Origin of the sequence: Desulfoglaeba alkanexedens ALDC (assembly GCF_005377625.1) — a bacterium.
In the GTDB taxonomy this organism is placed as follows: domain Bacteria; phylum Desulfobacterota; class Syntrophobacteria; order Syntrophobacterales; family DSM-9756; genus Desulfoglaeba; species Desulfoglaeba alkanexedens.
The window spans coordinates 3108526-3125764 of the sequence record NZ_CP040098.1; the positions used below are offsets into that span (position 1 = coordinate 3108526).

The 17239-nt window shown below is 60.6% G+C and carries 13 protein-coding genes and 1 tRNA gene; 9 read left to right on the forward strand and 5 right to left on the reverse strand.

Annotated features, from left to right (window positions below; genetic code table 11):
• Positions 1 to 29 precede the first annotated feature (29 nt).
• The 9 genes from aroA (at position 30) to FDQ92_RS15330 (ending at position 10621) form a co-directional block, all read left to right on the forward strand.
• Positions 30 to 1307: a 3-phosphoshikimate 1-carboxyvinyltransferase gene (gene aroA, locus FDQ92_RS14010; protein ID WP_137425467.1), complete on the forward strand. Its 1278-nt coding sequence runs from the start codon at positions 30 to 32 to the stop codon at positions 1305 to 1307.
• Positions 1300 to 2784, forward strand: a complete 1485-nt coding sequence (dacB, locus tag FDQ92_RS14015; RefSeq protein WP_137425468.1) for a D-alanyl-D-alanine carboxypeptidase/D-alanyl-D-alanine endopeptidase — start codon at positions 1300 to 1302, stop codon at positions 2782 to 2784. The genes aroA and dacB overlap by 8 nt, the downstream gene beginning before the upstream one ends.
• Positions 2785 to 2956: 172 nt before the next feature.
• On the forward strand, positions 2957 to 3709 hold the full coding sequence (locus FDQ92_RS14020; protein WP_137425469.1) for a DUF6125 family protein: 753 nt from the start codon (positions 2957 to 2959) through the stop codon (positions 3707 to 3709).
• 303 nt (positions 3710 to 4012) lie between these two features.
• The gene (lpxC, locus tag FDQ92_RS14025) at positions 4013 to 4957 is read left to right on the forward strand and encodes a UDP-3-O-acyl-N-acetylglucosamine deacetylase (protein WP_170180384.1); all 945 of its coding nucleotides are present in this window, start codon (positions 4013 to 4015) and stop codon (positions 4955 to 4957) included.
• A gap of 181 nt (positions 4958 to 5138) precedes the next feature.
• The gene (locus tag FDQ92_RS14030; protein WP_137425471.1) at positions 5139 to 5708 is read left to right on the forward strand and encodes a DUF4390 domain-containing protein; all 570 of its coding nucleotides are present in this window, start codon (positions 5139 to 5141) and stop codon (positions 5706 to 5708) included.
• 8 nt (positions 5709 to 5716) lie between these two features.
• Positions 5717 to 7942 carry a sensor histidine kinase gene (locus tag FDQ92_RS14035; protein ID WP_137425472.1) on the forward strand — a complete coding sequence of 742 codons (2226 nt, stop codon included), beginning with the start codon at positions 5717 to 5719 and terminating at the stop codon, positions 7940 to 7942.
• 42 nt (positions 7943 to 7984) lie between these two features.
• Positions 7985 to 9349 (forward strand): sigma-54-dependent transcriptional regulator, encoded by a 1365-nt coding sequence (locus FDQ92_RS14040; protein WP_137425473.1) that lies wholly within the window; start codon positions 7985 to 7987, stop codon positions 9347 to 9349.
• Between the two features lie 54 nt (positions 9350 to 9403).
• Positions 9404 to 9481: transfer RNA gene (locus FDQ92_RS14045), tRNA-Pro, on the forward strand.
• A 909-nt stretch (positions 9482 to 10390) separates the two neighbouring features.
• The gene (locus FDQ92_RS15330; protein ID WP_170180385.1) at positions 10391 to 10621 is read left to right on the forward strand and encodes a hypothetical protein; all 231 of its coding nucleotides are present in this window, start codon (positions 10391 to 10393) and stop codon (positions 10619 to 10621) included.
• 115 nt (positions 10622 to 10736) lie between these two features.
• Here the strand turns inward: FDQ92_RS15330 and hisF are convergent, their stop codons facing one another.
• The 5 genes from hisF to FDQ92_RS14075 all read right to left on the reverse strand — a co-directional run bounded on the left by hisF (position 10737) and on the right by FDQ92_RS14075 (position 17214).
• Positions 10737 to 12317: an imidazole glycerol phosphate synthase subunit HisF gene (gene hisF / locus FDQ92_RS14055; protein WP_137425475.1), complete on the reverse strand. Its 1581-nt coding sequence runs from the start codon at positions 12315 to 12317 to the stop codon at positions 10737 to 10739.
• Positions 12318 to 12629: 312 nt separating this feature from the next.
• Positions 12630 to 13514, reverse strand: coding sequence for a glycerophosphodiester phosphodiesterase (locus FDQ92_RS14060; protein WP_170180386.1), 885 nt, complete (start codon positions 13512 to 13514; stop codon positions 12630 to 12632).
• A gap of 135 nt (positions 13515 to 13649) precedes the next feature.
• Complete coding sequence (locus FDQ92_RS14065) at positions 13650 to 14450, reverse strand: chordopoxvirus fusion protein (protein ID WP_137425477.1); 801 nt, start codon at positions 14448 to 14450, stop codon at positions 13650 to 13652.
• A 719-nt stretch (positions 14451 to 15169) separates the two neighbouring features.
• Entirely contained in the window at positions 15170 to 15928 is a 759-nt protein-coding gene (locus FDQ92_RS14070) for an acyl-CoA dehydratase activase (protein WP_137425478.1), read from the reverse strand.
• A gap of 14 nt (positions 15929 to 15942) precedes the next feature.
• Positions 15943 to 17214, reverse strand: coding sequence for a double-cubane-cluster-containing anaerobic reductase (locus tag FDQ92_RS14075; protein ID WP_137425479.1), 1272 nt, complete (start codon positions 17212 to 17214; stop codon positions 15943 to 15945).
• Positions 17215 to 17239: the final 25 nt, after the last annotated feature.

The window sequence follows — 17239 nt, forward strand, 5'->3', positions numbered from 1 at the left end:
AGAACCAGGAAGCGTGGAAAGGGTGAACCATGGCCAAGACCGTTGAAACCATCCAGCCCGTTGAACGGATCCGGGGGCGGGTCCGGGTGCCCGGTTCCAAGTCCGTTACCCACCGGGCGCTGATGCTGGCCGCTCTGGCGCGGGGGGAAAGTGAGATCCTCGATGCCCTTCGCGCCGAAGATACGGAACTCACCGCCCGGGCGCTGGAGCACCTCGGGGTCACCGTGGCATGGGACGACCGGAGGGTGCTGGTGCATCCTCCCGCGTCGCGGTGGGAGCCGTCGCCTGAAGCCATCCACCTGGGAAACAGTGGAACCAGCATGCGCCTGCTGCTCGGGATCGCGGCGGCCGGAAAGGGGGATTTCGTCTTCGATGGGACGCCGCGGCTTCGAGAGCGCCCCGTGGGGCCGGTAATCGACGCGCTCCGCCGCCTGGGGGTTCGAGCCGCCTACCTCGGTCGAGAGGGTTATCCGCCGGTTCAGCTCCAAAGCGACGGCCTTACCGGCGGATCCGTTTGGGTGGATGCCCGTGAGAGCAGCCAGTTCGTCTCGGCCCTCGTGATGGCCGCCTCGGCCGCTCGAAGCGACGTCGAAGTATGCTGGGAAGGTAAGGCGGCCTCGCTGCCTTACCTGCACCTGACCGTCGAAATGATGCGCCGCGTGGGCCTGAGGGCGGACTGGATCGGGTCGAACGGCATCATGGTTCCCGGAAGGCAAGAGGTCCGGGGATTTCGATACCGGGTCGAAGGCGATTGCTCTTCGGCGTCCTACTTTTGGGCCGCAGCCGCCTTGACCGGGGGTGAGGTCTTCACGTATCCTTTAACCGCTGACGCACTCCAAGGGGACTGCCGCTTCCTTGCCGTACTCGAAGCCATGGGCTGCACGGTGGTCTGGGAAGAAGAGGGGGTGCGCGTCGTGGGACCGGAACGACTCCGCCCCGTGGATCTGGGCATGAACGACATGCCCGACATGGTGCCCACGCTGGCGGTGCTGGCGGCGTTCGCCCCGGGAACCACCAGGATCCGGAACGTCGCCCACCTCAGAATCAAGGAATCGGACCGGATCCGTGCGGTGGCGGAGGAGCTGGCGAAACTCGCCGTCCCCGTCGATGAGTTGCCCGACGGCCTCGTGATTTCCGGCGGAGGCGTCAAAGGGGCGGTGGTGGAAGCCCACGACGACCACCGGATCGCCATGGCGTTCGCTGTGGCCGGGTTGAAAGTCCCCGGGATATCGATCGCCGGGGCGGAAACGGTTTCCAAATCCTTTCCCAAGTTTTGGGAGGTTTTTCGAAAACTGAGCCATGGCTAGACTTCGACTTCAGACGGTCTTCCGCGATCATCCCGCCTTCTGTTTGCTTTCATCTTTCATGGCGTTTGTGGTGCTGTGCGGCGTTTCAACCCCCCGCCAAACCGCCGCCGCCAAAAACACACTCATCAGCTGGTCCGGTCATCTGGAACGCCTCCGGAAGGTGGCGGATGAGATCGGGATCCAGGTCGTTCGACTTCCCCGGGGTCAAGTCGTTTGGGAATACCAGCCTCAAATCCCCCTGGTCCCGGCTTCTCTGGCCAAGGTCCTCACTTCCTACGCAGCCCTGGAGCATCTGGGGGCGTCCCACACCTTCAGGACGGGCATTTGGGCCCTCCAGGCGCCGAGAGGCGGCGTCATCTCCGGAAACGTATGGATCCGGGGGGAAGGAGACCCGTACCTCCTTACGGAAAAGGCGTGGCTGCTGGCTTTGAAGCTCAAAGCCCTGGGCGTGGAACGCATTTCCGGGGGCGTTCTGGTGGACAACAGCTTTTTCAGCCCCCCCGTGGAACGGCTCTGCATCGACGGCCGGTGTGAGCGGCCGCACAACCCGGTGATCACGCCCACCGCCTTCAATTTCAACACGTTGCAATTCCAGCTCTACCCCGGTGCGGCAGCGGGAAGCCCGGTTTACGTCACCTGGTTTCCGCCCGGAAGTTACGTGGCCGTCGAAAACCGGGCGCAGACCGTGGCTTCGAACGGCAAGCTTTCCGTGGGGCTGGTATCGCTGGGTGTCAAGGAAGGCGGGAGGGAAGCCTTTCGCCTGACGGGGACGGTACCCGTGGGCATTCAGAATCCCCTGGAATACCGGGTAAACGTGGCGGATCCTGAAGCCTTCACGGCGCAAAGCTTTCGGGAGCTGCTCCGGCAATGCGGGATCACGGTGACCGGTTCCGAAGCCGGAGCGGGCAGGGTGCCGAGCGGCGCGAAACTGCTGACCTTCCACCATTCCCCGCCGCTGGGGGACCTGCTTTTCGGCCTCAACCGCTACAGCAACAATTTCATGGCGGAGGTGCTCCTGAGGGACCTGGGGGCGACCCGGTCCGGCGATTCTTCGAGCTCCTTGACCGCGGGCCTGCAGGTCTTGCGGGAAAGCCTCCTACGTCTGGGACTCCACCCGGAGGAATTCCAACTGGACAGCGGATCCGGGCTGAGCCGGACCAGCCGCGCCAGCGCCCGGACGTTCTGCAAGGTGTTGGAAGCCGTTTACATGGACTTCACGGCGGCTCCCGAGTTCGTTTCCTCACTGGCCCAAAACGGCCACGACGGGACGTTGCGGCGGCGCCTTCGGACCGACGCGCTCCTGGTCCGCGGAAAGACGGGGACCCTCAGTCAGGTGATCACCTTCTCTGGATACGTGTCCGATTCTCACGGCAAGGTTTACGCCGTTACGGTCCTTTTGAACGGTGTGAAAAACAACTGGGAGGGTCGAAGGGCCCTGGACGCATTCGTGCGCGACGTCCCGCGGCTCGCCGGGTAGGAGCGTGTCCGGGAATCGGTTTCACGGCTCTTTTGTAGGAGCCGGCTTGCCGGCGATCAGGGTCAACGGAGCATCACCGGTTTTACGGATCGCGGCGGGGGCGCCGCTCCCACAACGACCATCATCGCGGCGAGGGCGCCGATTCACAACCGCATTTGAGCGGAGGGTGACCATGAGCGCGAATGTTCAGGTGAAGCCTTACGAGGAACTGTCCGAAGCAGAACTGATTCCCTGGATCATGGACGGGTTGCGCCGGACCATCGTGCACTACGGATGCTGGTTCCGGGAAGTGGAGTACCAGCTCGGGATGGAAAAGGCCATGGAGGTGGAAGCGGAAGCCGGCGATGCGGCCTTCGCCATCATCTTGAAGCGCCTGTCCCGGGTGCTGGGGTTCGAAATGGAAGACGGAATGCCCAAGGCGTTAAAATCACTAAGTAAAGATAAGCTGATGGAACTCATGGAGGCCGTGGGGACCAACTGGCTGGCCAACGACGGGGTTTGGTTTCAGGCCGTTGAGAAACGCCACGGGATGTACGCGGCCAAGCGCTGCAACGACACCTGCTGGACCCGCTTTTCCCCGTACGAAGCGCTCCGCATCAAACGGCTTCTGAATCTGCCGGCTCTTCCGGGACTGGAAGGCCTGAAGGCGGCCCTGGGGTACCGCCTTTACGCGCGCGTCAACGAGCAGACCATCGAGGATGTGGATGAGCGGTCGTTCATATTCCGGATGGTGGAATGCCGGGTTCAGAGCGCTCGAAAGCGCAAAGGACTGGATGACTATCCCTGCAAATCCGCCGGACTGGTGGAATATCCCTATTTCGCCGCCGCCATCGATCCCAGGATTCAGACCGAATGCGTGGGATGCCCTCCGGACCCGCACCCGGAAGAGTGGTGGTGCGCCTGGAAGTTCACGCTCAACGAATAATGCGCGACGTTCAGAAGGCGGCGGCGCTTCGCGATCACGCTCGGGGATGGCTTTTCCGGTTCCGGGAAGCGCCGGTGGCGGGGCGTCGACTGTTGCACAAACAGCACACTCAGGAACGCTGGTGTTGTCTTTGAGCCACAGCGGCGGCTGCGGCGGATCTCCGGCCTGAGAGGGGCGCTGCGGCCCATGAGCCGTCATGTGGCTGATTTGACTGAGGAATGATGGCAGCCGGTAAAATCATCCCGTTGTTGGTTATATGGTATGGCCCTTGCTCCAATAGGGAGTCGAGGAGGAACGAGACCGTTGAAATACGACCTGTTCAATCAGCACACCATTCAAGCGGAAGTTGGATTTGGCGGGACGGGGCTGCATTCGGGGGCTCAAGTGAATGTGGTACTCCGTCCCGCGCCTCCTGACCATGGCATCGTATTCCACCGGGTCGACCAGCCGTGGGCGCCGCGGATTCCGGCCCGCTATGACCGTGTGGTGGACACCTCGCTTGCGACGGTGATCGGCGGCGGCGGGGTCACGGTGGGCACCATAGAGCATTTTATGGCGGCGGCCCGCGTGGTTGGAATCGACAACCTGTGCGTGGAGATCGACGGGCCGGAAATGCCGGTCTTGGATGGAAGCGCCGCCCCGTTCCTGGACATTTTCAAGCAGGCGGGGCTTAGGGCGCAGGGCGCCGTCAAGACATGCCTCAGGATCGAGCATTCCTTCATGGTTCAACATGGAGATGCGTTCATCAAGGTGCGTCCGGCGGATGCGTTGCACATCCACTACACCATTGAATTTCCTCACCCCTTGGTGGGCCGCCAGTCTTACAAGTGGACCCTGGAGGCGGGTACGTTCGCCCGGGAACTGGCAGGTGCCCGGACCTTCGGCTTTCTGAAAGACGTTCAGTACCTGCAAAGCAAGGGGCTGGCGCTGGGCGGGTCCCTGGAAAACGCCGTGGTCTTCGACGAGCACGGGGTGTTGAACGGAGAAGGGCTGCGCTTCGGCGATGAGTGCGTCCGGCACAAGGTGCTGGACTTCATCGGTGACCTGGCCTTGTGCCCGTTTCCTGTCTTCGGTGCGTTCGAGGTTCACAAAGGCGGCCATGCACTCCACAACCGGTTGCTTCGGGAAATGTTTCAGCGGCCGGGATATGCGCGGTTCGTGACGCCGGCGCCTCTGATGCCGTCCGCCCGGGTGGGCGGACCGTTGCCTTCCCTGTATTGGGAGCCGCTTTCGCTGAAGCGGTCCTGACGGCGGAGCCTTCGGGCTTTGTTGGCACCTGGGGGCTTCACGCCCCGCCTGCCGAACCTCATCACGATTTTCCGCGAAATCACCGCTAAGAAAAGACCTACTGCATCCTTGTCACGATAGGGGGCCTCCGCTACAATCGTGCCTTCATGATTCCCGTGCGTCGGCGGAGGCGGCTCGATTCATGCGTTTTCTCACGATTGGCTTCTGTGTTGGTGCCTTCCTTGTGGCATGCCTGGTTCCCGGCGAGGTTCCCGCAGCCGGCGAGGCGGAAATCGTCGGGCTTCAAGTTTTCCGGGACCCGCCGAATCTGAAGGTCAGCTTCCGGATCGAGAATCCCTTCACGCCCCAAATGGACGAAGCCATCGTGAGCGGCATCCCGATCACGTTCCGAATCTTTCTGGTGCTGGAAACCCCCGGCCTCCCGTTGATGCGCACGAACCTCTTGGACCAGACTTTCGAACATTCCATGAAGTACGATACATTGCATAATCAGTTCCAGGTCAGGCGGACGGAATTTCCGGGGGAAATGCTGCTCACGGCGGACCATGAAAAGGCCAAGCAGTGGATGAGCGAGGTGACCGGCATTTCGATCATCCCGCTATGGCGACTCACCAAGGGGCAGGAGTATCGGTTGAGAGTGAAGGCCGAATTGTCCAAGGTCCGGTTACCTCTTTTTTATCGATACATATTTTTCTTTGTCTCCCTCTGGGATTTCGAGACCGGTTGGGCCCAAATTGAGTTTATTTATTAGATGTTTCCATGAATTATCCTGATTTTTCTACGATTCGAAAGCGCCGCCGCCGGGAACGGGTGTGGGTGGCGGTGATCCTAGCCCTCCTGCTCATCTTCGGTTTTTTCGAAGGGTGGTTTTTCCAGTTCCAGTCGGACCTTCCCCTGGTCGGGAACATCCTCCTTTTCGCCCTGATCAACCTGAATGTTCTGCTGCTGTTGCTGCTCTTCTACGTGCTCATGCGCCACATCGTGAAGCTCATATTCGAGCGGCGCCGGAACATCCTGGGGCATCGGCTGCGCACGCGGCTGGCCATCGCCTTCGCCTGCCTTGCGCTGATCCCCACGCTCCCGCTCTTCGGGTTGGCGACTCAGTTCATTTCCTTCAGTCTGGAATACTGGTTTAGCTCGCAGGTGGAACGGTCCCTCGAAGAAAGCATGCTCTTCGGCAAGCAGTACCTGGAGGAAGAGACTCGGAAGCTGCTCGCCGACGGGGACAGCCTTTCCGTGGAATTGATCGGGGTCGGGGGAACCGCTGAAGATTTGGCCCGAACGCAACCGGATCGGCTGCCCGATGGACTCCTGGAGCGCTACCGGTTGAGCGGGCTTTTTGTCGCCTCAGCCGGCGGCAAGGTCTTCTGGCAGCGATGGGATGAAGACGGGCCGACCTTCGATGCGGCGGCTCTCAAGGCGGTGATGGAGGAAGCGCTTCAGCGGGAACTGAAAAGCCAGCTGGTACCGTTGGAAAAGGGGTCGGAAGCGCTGATCGCTCTGCGTGAAGTACCCATCGCCACGCCGCTTTCCGATCCGCCGCGGCTGTTCATCGGGTTGGTGCGGAAACTGCCCGCAGGTGTCAGCGAACGGCTGAACGCCGTGACGTCCGGCTACGAAAATTACCTGCAGCTGAAACTGCTTCAGGAGCCTCTGAAAACCAGCCATCTCATCACCTTTTCCATCATCACGCTGCTGGTCATATTTGCGGCCATCTGGTTCGGCCTGTTTCTCGCCAAGAGCATCACCGTGCCCATTCAGGGGCTTCTCCAAGCCATGGAAAGGGTGGCGCAGGGTGACCTGAACGTGCAACTGGACTGGGACCGGGAAGACGAACTGGGGATGCTGGTGAAGTCGTTCAATCGGATGGTTCACGACCTTCGGTTGAGCCGCGAGCAGCTGGCGAGTGCCTACGAGGCGCTGAAGGCGGGCAATGAGGAACTGGAAGCCCGACGCCGCTACATTGAAATCATTTTGAGGAACATCGGGGCGGGGGTGGTGAGCGTGGACGCCGACGGCGTGGTGCGGACTATAAACAAGTCGGCGGAAGCCATGTTCGGGTTTCGGGCGGAGGAAGTGAGCGGCCGTTCGTACACGGACCTGCTGCAGCCGGATCACCTGGAAATCGTGAAGGCGTTCATGAGTGCCTCCAGCGTGGGGCGCCAGGCGAACGTGGAAAAACAGTTCCAGGTGATGGTGGGCAACCGGCCGTTGGTGCTTCTCATCAAGGCGACGCTTCTCAGAGACGAATCGGGGCGGTACCTGGGCGTGGTGGTGGTCTTCGACGACCTGACGGAACTGGAGAAGGCGCACCGCATGGCCGCCTGGCGGGAAGTCGCCCGGCGGATCGCTCACGAAATCAAGAACCCGCTGACCCCCATCCAGCTTTCGGCTCAGAGGCTCCGGCGGCGGTATCCCGAGCTGTTGGAGGCGAAAGAGGGGATCCTGGACGAGTGCACCCGGACGATCATCGACCAGGTGGAACAGATGAAGCGGTTGGTGAACGAGTTTTCCACCTTTGCGAGGCTGCCCAGCGCCAACCCGGCGCCTTGCCACCTGGGAGACCTGGTCCGCGAATGCCTCGGCCTGTACCGTCACACGTACGGCCGGATCAGTTTCGACGTTTCTATGGCCCCGGATTTTCCGGTGCTTCGGCTTGACCGGGACCAGTTCCGGCAGGTGATGATCAATCTGCTGGAAAACGCGGTCCAGGCTATGGACGGTTCCGACGGGCGGGTGGAGGTGCGCCTCACCTACGATCCGATCCTTCGGATCGCCCGGCTGGAATGCGCCGATACCGGCCAGGGGTTGCGCCCGGAAGACAAATTGAGGATATTCGAGCCGTATTATTCGACCAAAGAGAAAGGGACGGGTCTGGGGCTGGCGATCGTTTCGAACATCGTAGCCGACCATAACGGCTACATCCGGGTTCGGGACAACCAGCCCAAAGGAACCGTGATCGTGATCGAACTGCCCGCTGTGTAGCGTGAAAACGGCGGCGGACGAAGTTGAAACGGGTTGGCCGCGATGAAAGAACGCATATTGGTCGTCGACGACGAGGCGAGCATTGTCCAGTCGCTGAGTGGGGTACTGGAAGACGAAGGCTACCAGGTCTTGTCCGCGGGTTCCGGAGAAGATGCCCTGAAGGAGATCCGGAAGGAACCGCCCGACCTGGTGCTGCTCGACATCTGGCTTCCCGGAATGGACGGGCTCACCGTGCTGGAGCGCCTCAAGAGAACGTCTCCCGGGATTCCCGTCATCATCATCAGCGGACACGGGAATATCGAAACGGCGGTCAAGGCGACCCGCATGGGGGCGTGCGACTTTGTGGAGAAGCCGCTTTCCATCGAACGCATCCTGGTTTCCGTTCAGAACGCCCTGCAGATTTCGAGGCTGGAAGCCGAAAACCGCCTTTGGCGTCAGAAGGCGGAAAAGCGCTACGACATCACCGGGGAAAGTCCCGCCATCAAGGCGCTCCGCGACCAGATCGCCCGGGCCGCCCCGAGCAACGCGACGGTACTCGTCACCGGCGAAAACGGAACGGGGAAGGAACTGGTAGCACGATCCATCCATCGCTTGAGCGGGCGCCGGGACCAACCCCTGGTGGAAGTCAACTGCGCGGCGATCCCCGAAGAGCTGATCGAAAGCGAATTGTTCGGCCACGAAAAGGGCGCTTTCACGGGAGCCCAGGAACGGCGGCGGGGGAAATTCGATCTGGCCGACGGAGGGACCCTCTTCCTGGACGAAATCGGTGACATGAGCCTCAAGACCCAGGCCAAGATCCTGCGGATCATCCAGGAACAGGCCTTCGAACGGGTGGGCGGCACCCGGACCATCCGCGTCGACGTCCGGATCGTCGCCGCGACCAACAAAGACCTGCAGCAGGAGATCGTTGCCGGCCGCTTCCGCCAGGACCTCTATTTTCGCCTCAACGTGATCCCGATCCACGTGGCGCCGCTTCGCGAGAGGGTCGAAGACATTCCGCTCCTGGTGGAAGATTTCCTGGCCGAACTGGCCCAGGAAAGCGCGTTGGGCCGGAAACGAATCGCCCCGGCCGTCTACGGATACCTGCAGCGGCATCCGTGGCCCGGCAACGTCCGGGAACTCAAGAACTTCGTCGAACGGCTCGTCATCATGACGCCGGGGCCGGAAATCGAGGTGAAAGACCTCCCGGCCGACTTTCTGGATCAGCTCGAAGAACGGCCGCGCAGCGGCGATCTTTACCGCTTGGAAACCTTCAAGGAGGCTCGGAGCTTTTTCGAACGCGAGTTCCTGTCTCGAAAGCTCAGGGAAAACGGCTGGAACGTGTCGCTCACGGCCTCGAAGATCGGTCTGGAGCGCACGTATCTTCACCGCAAGATGAAGGCCCTGGGGATCGGGGGAAACGATTGAACCTGCACCTTGACACGGTGGGGGGATGGTGTTACACCCCTCCGCACAAGCTGTCGGGGCGTGGCGCAGTCTGGTGAGCGCACTAGCATGGGGAGCTAGGGGTCGGCGGTTCAAATCCGCCCGTCCCGACCAGCACGGTAAGTCAAGGGGCTGAGGATCAGCCCCTTTCTTCGTATTGAAAACGGTTGCCTTTTACAATGGACACGTCATTCTGTGGAGCTGTAATAGCGAGTTTAGATCATGCGAGAACTATCGTGCCACAGGGGGGGGATTGCTTAATGAGTACCAGAAAGAATGGAGGTTCTAAGGTATGAGAAAAGTTATGTGCACGTTTATTGCGGTGATGATGTATCTTGGTTTTGCATGTGGTTTTCTTGGGTGTCAATCAGAGGAGAAGAGCTCTCCGCCTTCAGAGTCAGGAAGCGTAGCACCTCAACAGTAAAAAGTAAAAACTGAGTCTTGAGGTTCTGTCTCATCCTGGGGCCGAAGCTTTGCCGGAACCTGTCGATGATTTTCACAACACGTAGAACCGGGTTGATCCACGCTGCCTCCGGCAATGGTAGAGGCATTGGCACCCCCCCTGTAGCAGGACAGTTGTCGCATGATCTAAATCCGTCAATATTCCAAGGGTTGGACCAGAACAAATGCGCGAAAAAGTTCATAGGATTCTCACATGTTATAAAAAATAGTTTCCCCTCGTTCCCAAGCTCCGGCTTGGGAACGCCCTGCCCGGGAAGCTCCAGGTTCGCCTCACCGTAAAGGATTCGTAGCGTAGAAAATAATAGACTTAATATTTGATGCCAAATTCTATTTCCCCTCCCCTTGTGGGAGGGGATTAAGGGGAGGGGAATGAAGGGAGCCGGCCTGGATCTCGAAGTGCTCTTTGCGGGTTAAGAGCGGGATCCACGCTAGAATAATAAATGTGACGAAGTAGGGGTGTTCCCCTCGTTCCCAAGCTCCGGCTTGGAAACGCCCTCACCGAAGCTGGAGCTTCTGCACAGTTGTGTTCCCAAGCTGGAGCTTGGGAACAAGGTGGATGGTGTGGAGCTTGGGAACAAGGTGGATGGTGTGGAGCTTGGGAACAAGGTGGATGGTGTGGAGCTTGGGAACAAGGTGGATGGTGTGGAGCTTGGGAACAAGGTGGATGGTGTGGAGCTTGGGAACAAGGTGGATGGTGTGGAGCTTGGGAACAAGGTGGAAAATCACACCGTCCGCCGGCCCATACGCATGTGGGAACGCCCCATTGTGGGAGCGGCGCCCTTGCCGCGATGAGCAACGACCTTCATCGCGGCGAAGGCCGCTCCTATAAGGGACAAGGAACCTCAGGGCGCGACATTCATGGGCTTGTTTTTGTACAAGCTCAGAGGGGAGCGCCCCGGCGGGGTACCTATGGAGCGATCCACCGAACCGGAACCTTCCCGTGCAAAAACGCCTTCACTTCCCCGATGCCCACCTCGCGGCGGTGGAAGATCCCGGCGGCCAGTGCAGCTTCAGCCCGCGTTTTGGTGAAAACCTCCAGGAAGTGGTCGGCGCAGCCCGCCCCGCTTGAGGCGATCACCGGGATGGTGACGGCCTCCCGCACGGCGCGGATAAGCTCCAGGTCGAAGCCCAGGTTGGTTCCGTCCCGGTCGATGCAGTTGAGGAGAATTTCTCCCGCTCCCAAGTCCTCGCATACGCGGGCCAAGGTCACGGCGTCCACGTCCCGCCCCTCACGGCCGCCCTTTACCGTACACTGGTACCAGCAGAAGCGTTCCCCGTTGGGGCCGGGCGTGTCGGTTTCGATCACGGGGTGAGGCACCGCGCCGGGCGAGGCCGCGTACACCCGCCGCGGATCGATGGAGACGACCACGGCCTGGCTGCCGTACACCCGGGAGATCTCCTCGATAGCGCTCCGCCCCGTGGGGCCGCCCGCCTTCAGGACCTCTTCCACGATGGCCACGGCGTCGCTTCCGATGGACACCTTGTCGGCTCCCGACCGGAAGTATTCAGAAGCCACCTGGAGAGCCCCGTAGCGGGTGCCGTCCTTATCGGTGTAGTCGCGAATGCCCCCGCCGATGGTGAGCGGCACGAAGACCTTTTCCGACGTCCTCCGAAGGACCTCCAGCATGGGCAGGTCCTTCAAGGGGAAGTCGCGAAAGCCGGTGATATTGAGAAAGGTGATTTCGTCGGCGCCTTCTTCGTAGTAGCGGCGGGCCAGATCCACGGGCTTTCCCAGGTTGCGCACGTGGCCCTGTTCACGCACGTCGTACCGGTCGCCCTTCGTGACCACCAGATCCCCCTGGTCGTTGGCCCGTACGTCCAGGCAGGCGATGATCCGTTTGGCCGGCTCGGTCTTGGGTTCCACCACCGGCGGCAGCACCGGGGCGGCCTTCCCATCCAGGAAATTTTCCAGGATCTTCAGCCCCACGGGACCGCTCTTTTCCGGATGAAACTGGACGGCCGCAACCCGGCCTTGCTGGACGGCGCTCACAAATGCCACGCTGTAGTCGGTGACGGCCAGCACGACGGACGGATCCTCCGGATCCACGTAGTAAGAGTGGACGAAGTAGACCCTTTCGTTCCCCTCGAGGCCGTGAAAGAGGCCGGACGGTTTCCTCGCCCTAAAGCCGTTCCAGCCGATATGAGGCACGGCGAGATCCACCCGGAACCGTCGAACGATCCCCGGCAGGAATCCCAAGCCGTCTTCGCCCGGTGCTTCTTCACTTCCCTGGAAGAGGGCCTGCAGGCCCAGGCAGATTCCCAGAAACGGCCGATCGGCATTGAGATAGGCCACGAGGGGTTCCACGTAGCCGCGATGCCTCAGCACCCGCATCATCTCCCCGAAGGCCCCCACGCCGGGAAAGACAAGCCTTTCCGCCTGCAGGATGTCCTCCGGGCGCTCCACGAAGCGAACATCCCGGCCGAGACTCCGAATGGCGTTCACCACGCTGCGAACGTTTCCCGCACCATAGTCGAGCACCGTCACCATAAGCGGCGTCTCCTCTCTTCCGTTGAAAACCGCATGATAGGGGGCTTAGGTTCCTTCCTCGCGCAGGAGCGTTTCACGATCAGCACATCTAGGCTGACACATGCCCTGCAGGAGCCGGTTTGCCGGCTATTAGGGTCAACGCGGCATTAACGCGGCATTGCCCGGTTCCACCTTGTTCCCAAGCTCCAGCTTGGGAACACAACTGTGCAGAAGCTCTAGCTTCGTAACATTTTGAGATGTTACGAAGGCCGCTCTTACAGGATGAAGGAACCTCGTGGGCCGACTTTGATACACCCGTTTTCGGACAAGCTCCTATGAACCGTTGCGCTGGAGGGTCTCTCTCTTTTTCTTGAGTTGCACGAGCACATGAGGCCGGTCGGTGATGATGCCGAATACGCCCATGTCCCGGAACCGCTCCAGGTCCTCCCGCTCGTTGACGGTCCACGCGATCACCGGAATGTCTTCCTCCCGGCACCGCCGGAGGTTTTCTTCGTGCAAGATCGCCGCCTTGGGGTGATACGTGTCCGCTCCCAGGCGCCGGACGGCCGCCACGGGGTCCTGGAAGGGGTTTTGGCTCAGGATCCCCACAGGCAGGGAGGGTTCCAGAGACTTCACCCGAAGGACGGCATCCTTATGGAAGGACGAGACGAGCACCGAGCGGGCCATGCCCGTTTCCATGACGATGCGCACCGTTTGTTCCGTCAGGCGGGCCCGGGTCTTGCCGTCGCCCTTGATTTCCACGTTGATCCTCCAGCCCAGGGCTTGGGTCAACAAGAGAGCTTGGCGCAGGGTGGGCAATCGGTGGTGGGTTTCATCTTCGGGGTCCTTGATGGCCTGCAGAATCCATTGGATGGGATCGCCGGGCGGGTCCGCATTCGGCGGATGGACATCTATGTCCAGTTTTTCCAGATCGGCCAGCAGGTAATCCCTCACCCGCCACGGGGACCGCTTCGCGTCCACCTGAGTCGCATTGGACGTGCGCTTCAGCGTGGGATCGTGGATCACCACCGGGACGCCGTCGGCGGACAGCTGCACATCCATCTCCCAGAAATCGGCTCCCACGGCGAAACTGAGCATGGCCGCAGCCAGCGTGTTTTCCGAGGCCAAAGCGCGCCCACCGCGGTGCGCCCCCACGAGGGGAGGACCCCAGGGGGAGTGCCACCGGATCTTCCAATCACTGATAGGGGTCGCCGACAAGCCGGCTCCTCCAAAAGGCCCCTGAAACCTATTCTCGGACACGCTCTCGGCGGAAGACAATGCCAGGGAATTCCGACAAAAGGCGGGAACCGATCCGCCACGCGCTCTAAAGCAACGACTCTCTCCCATCGGCTGTCACGAGGATCCGTGGGAAACTCGAAGCTCGTAGGATAGGTAGACCTTCATGCCCTTTTCGGCAGCGGCCTGTTTCACCTTGGGGGATACCTGGTATGTGACGAGAACCGGAAAGACTTCCATGCCCGAAATTTCCCGGACCCTCGCCATGGTCTTGAGGAATCCGTCCACATCGCGCTTTTTAAGCTGAGACTTGGCTTCGCCGAGGATGGCCACCCGCCGGCCGTTCAGAACGCCGTAACCCCAGATGTTCACTTCCACGTAGCGATTGGGCGCCGTCTCCAGGAAGGTGCAGACCAGCTGCCCATCGATCTCCATCCCGAAGTCGCGGGCCAAAAGATGCGGCAAGGCCCAGATGGCTTCGTCTTCCAGGCGGTATCCCACCGTGTGGGCCAAGCCGCCGAGCATTTCCCGTGTCCTGCGGTGTTCGTCGGTGAGTCTGGCCAACATGACTTCCGTCTTTTTCTGGGCTTCCGCCAATTCTTCGACCCTAGCCTCGGTGCGTTTTTGAGCCTCCGCCAGTTCCTCGACCCTAGCCTCGGTGCGTTTTTGAGCCTCCGCCAGTTCCTCGACCCTAGCCTCGGTGCGTTTTTGAGCCTCCGCCAGTTCCTCGATTTTTTCAGCCAGTCGATCGAGGCGCTGCTCGGTACGGGCTTGGGCTTGAGCCAGTTCGCGGACCACCTGTTTGAGATCGTCGAACTCCTCGCGGGTCACGCGGATTTCACGCACCCGGTCGTCTACGATCGCAACGATCGCCTTGTAGATCTCGCTGGTGATTCCCTGGCCTGTGGTCTGCGGCATGGTTTCCCCGCCTGAGATTCCTTGGTAGCGTAGAGAATAATAGACCTAATATTTGATGGCAAATTCTATTTCCCCTTCTCCCCCGAGACGGATCGGTCTGTCACGACGAAATCGAGCCTAAAATTTGACGCCAAATTCTATTTCCCCTCCCCTTGTGGGAGGGGATTAAGGGGAGGGGAATGTAACTGATTGACATGCGTTAATTTTTTCACCCTCACCCCAACCCTCTCCCATCAAGGGAGAGGGGGATTTTTTTGACAATTCTATTTCCCGTCCCCTTGTGGGAGGGGATTAAGGGGAGGGGAATGTAACTGATTGACATGCGTTAATTTTCTCACCCTCACCCCAACCCTCTCCCATCAAGGGAGAGGGGGATTTTTTTGACAATTCTATTTCCCCTCCCCTTGTGGGAGGGGATTAAGGGGAGGGGGAGAAGGGGATCTTTTTGACCTTCGTTAACCTTTTTGCTTAAGGTCTCCACTTTAGAACGCTACCAATTCCTTTACCTTTTGCAATAATCTCTTTCTAACTTCTGCGCGCTGCGGTCGTCAATGGAAAGTCCGCCGAACCTGGGGGACCTGCCCACGGCTGGACGGTGTTCAAGCCAGAGGCTCGAGGGTCCCTTCCACCACCTCGTATGCCTGATCGGAGAGGCGCTGGACCTGCTCCAGATCGTGGGACACCACCACTTCACGTCTTCGTTGACCAAGGAGGCAGGTTCATGGAAGGGCACCCGCCAGGGCGGCGCCCAAGGCACCCACCACGTCAGGGTCTTCGGCCAGGATCAAGCCGCCGCCGAGCGAATCGCCTATGAGACGAACGATGCAGCGGTTGTGGGCCACGCCGCCCGCGAACACCACGGGCCGCTCCCCGCCCACGCGGCGCAGCATGGCCAGAGTCCGTCGCACCACGGCTTGATGCAGGGCCATGGCGATGTTTTGCGGCCTTTCTCCCCGCGCCATCAAGGAAGTGGCTTCCGACTCGGCGAAGACGGTGCACATACTGTTGAGGGTCACCTGTTTGTCCGCTTCCAGAGCAAAGTCCCCAAATACTTCCAGCGGAACCTGAAGCGAAGACGCCATGAATTCCAGGAACTTTCCTGTGCCGGCGGCGCATCGATCGTTCATTTCGAATCGGACCACCGCGCCTTCCCGGGACAGGGCGATGACCTTGGTGTCCTGACCGCCGATATCCAAAACGGTCCGGGCCTCGGGGACCAAGTGGTGCACTCCCCGGGCGTAGGCCTGAATTTCGGTGATGGTTCGGACCGAAAGCCCCGGAAAGTGTTCCGCCACCAAACGCCGGCCGTAACCGGTGGCAACCACGGGGCACCCGTCGGCATCGGCCAGCAACTTGCGGCACTGGGCCACCGGGTCGAAGGTGGTGGGGACCTTGTCCCAGCTCCAGCGCCCGGTGGCGGGGTCCCAAACAACCCGCTCAATGGAGCGGCTTCCTATGTCGATCCCGATAACAGCCATGGCGGAATGAGCTCCTAACGGATCATCTCCACGAAGGCCTCAACCCGGGTTTTGAGCTGCTCCACGTCCTCCATGCTGTAATCCGTTTCGACGGCCAGCATGGGGATGCCCGCATTGCGAAGGGCCTTTTCCACCTTGAAGCTTTCCATGGCGTAGGGCTGGCAGAAAGACAGACCGTAGTGGATCACGCCTTTCACCTCCAACTCGCGCGCCAGGTCCACGATGTGCTCCAGCCGCTCGGTGTTGGGCGTAAAACAGGCGCAGTCGATCTTCATGTATCGCTCCACGATGGCATCCAGCATCTCTTCCAAGGTTCTACCGCTTTCGTCCACCAGGTCACGGGTGTTGCGGGTTCCGATGCACGATTCCTCGCCCACCATCACCGCCCCGGAAGATTCGATGATGTACGGAAGCTTCCAGTTGGGAATCGCCATGGGGCATCCGGAAAGCAGGACTCGAGCGGCACCGTCCGCCACGCCTTCGCCGCGGCGGACCTTTGCTTCCAGCTCGTCGCAGAGCTCGCCGATCTTCTGCGTAAAACGATCCGGATCGTCGTAGAAACTCACCTGGTTGATGAGCAGCACATCGCGGCCGGAGATGGGAACGGGCTGAGCCGCCCGAAGCCGATTGAGGCGCTGCAGCACCCGCCGGCGCCGGTTGATGAGGCGAACGGCCTCACTCAGGTTTTCCGCGGTGATGGACCGGCCGGTCAGATCCTCCACGGCCTCTTTGAAACGCAGCACCTCCGCCTTCCACAGCGCCCGGTCCGCAGCGCCTTTCATCTGAGGGATCTCCATGACGTAGACGGGGGCGTGGTCGGAAAAGATTTCGTAGGCCTTTTTTTTGCCGTCACAGGTGGTTTCTCCCACTATCATGTCGCACGATTCTGTGAACGGACACAGCCGGGCCAGCTTGAAACCCACGAAGGACTTGATGAGGGCGCACGTGTTGCGGGGAAGGATCTTTTCCGCCGCTTCCGTGCCGGCTTCCGCCCCGGCGCAAAGCCCCACCTGAATGCCGCCCGCCGCCCAGACGATCTCTTCGGGCACAAAAACACAAAAGGTACCGATCACCTTACGTCCTTGAGCCCTGGCTTCCTCCAGTTCCCGGATGCGAAGGCCGTGGATCTCGGACACGACAAAATCCAGGTATTCCATACCCCGCAATCGCCCCTGTTGGCTCATGTAGATGTCGCCGTAAAACTTTCCCAACACCTCGAGCAGGGACGTATGGGCATCCAGATCCAGGCCCAGCCGCTCCCACATGGCTTCGTAGCTTGCCGTCATCAGCCTCCTCCATAAGACACGGTAC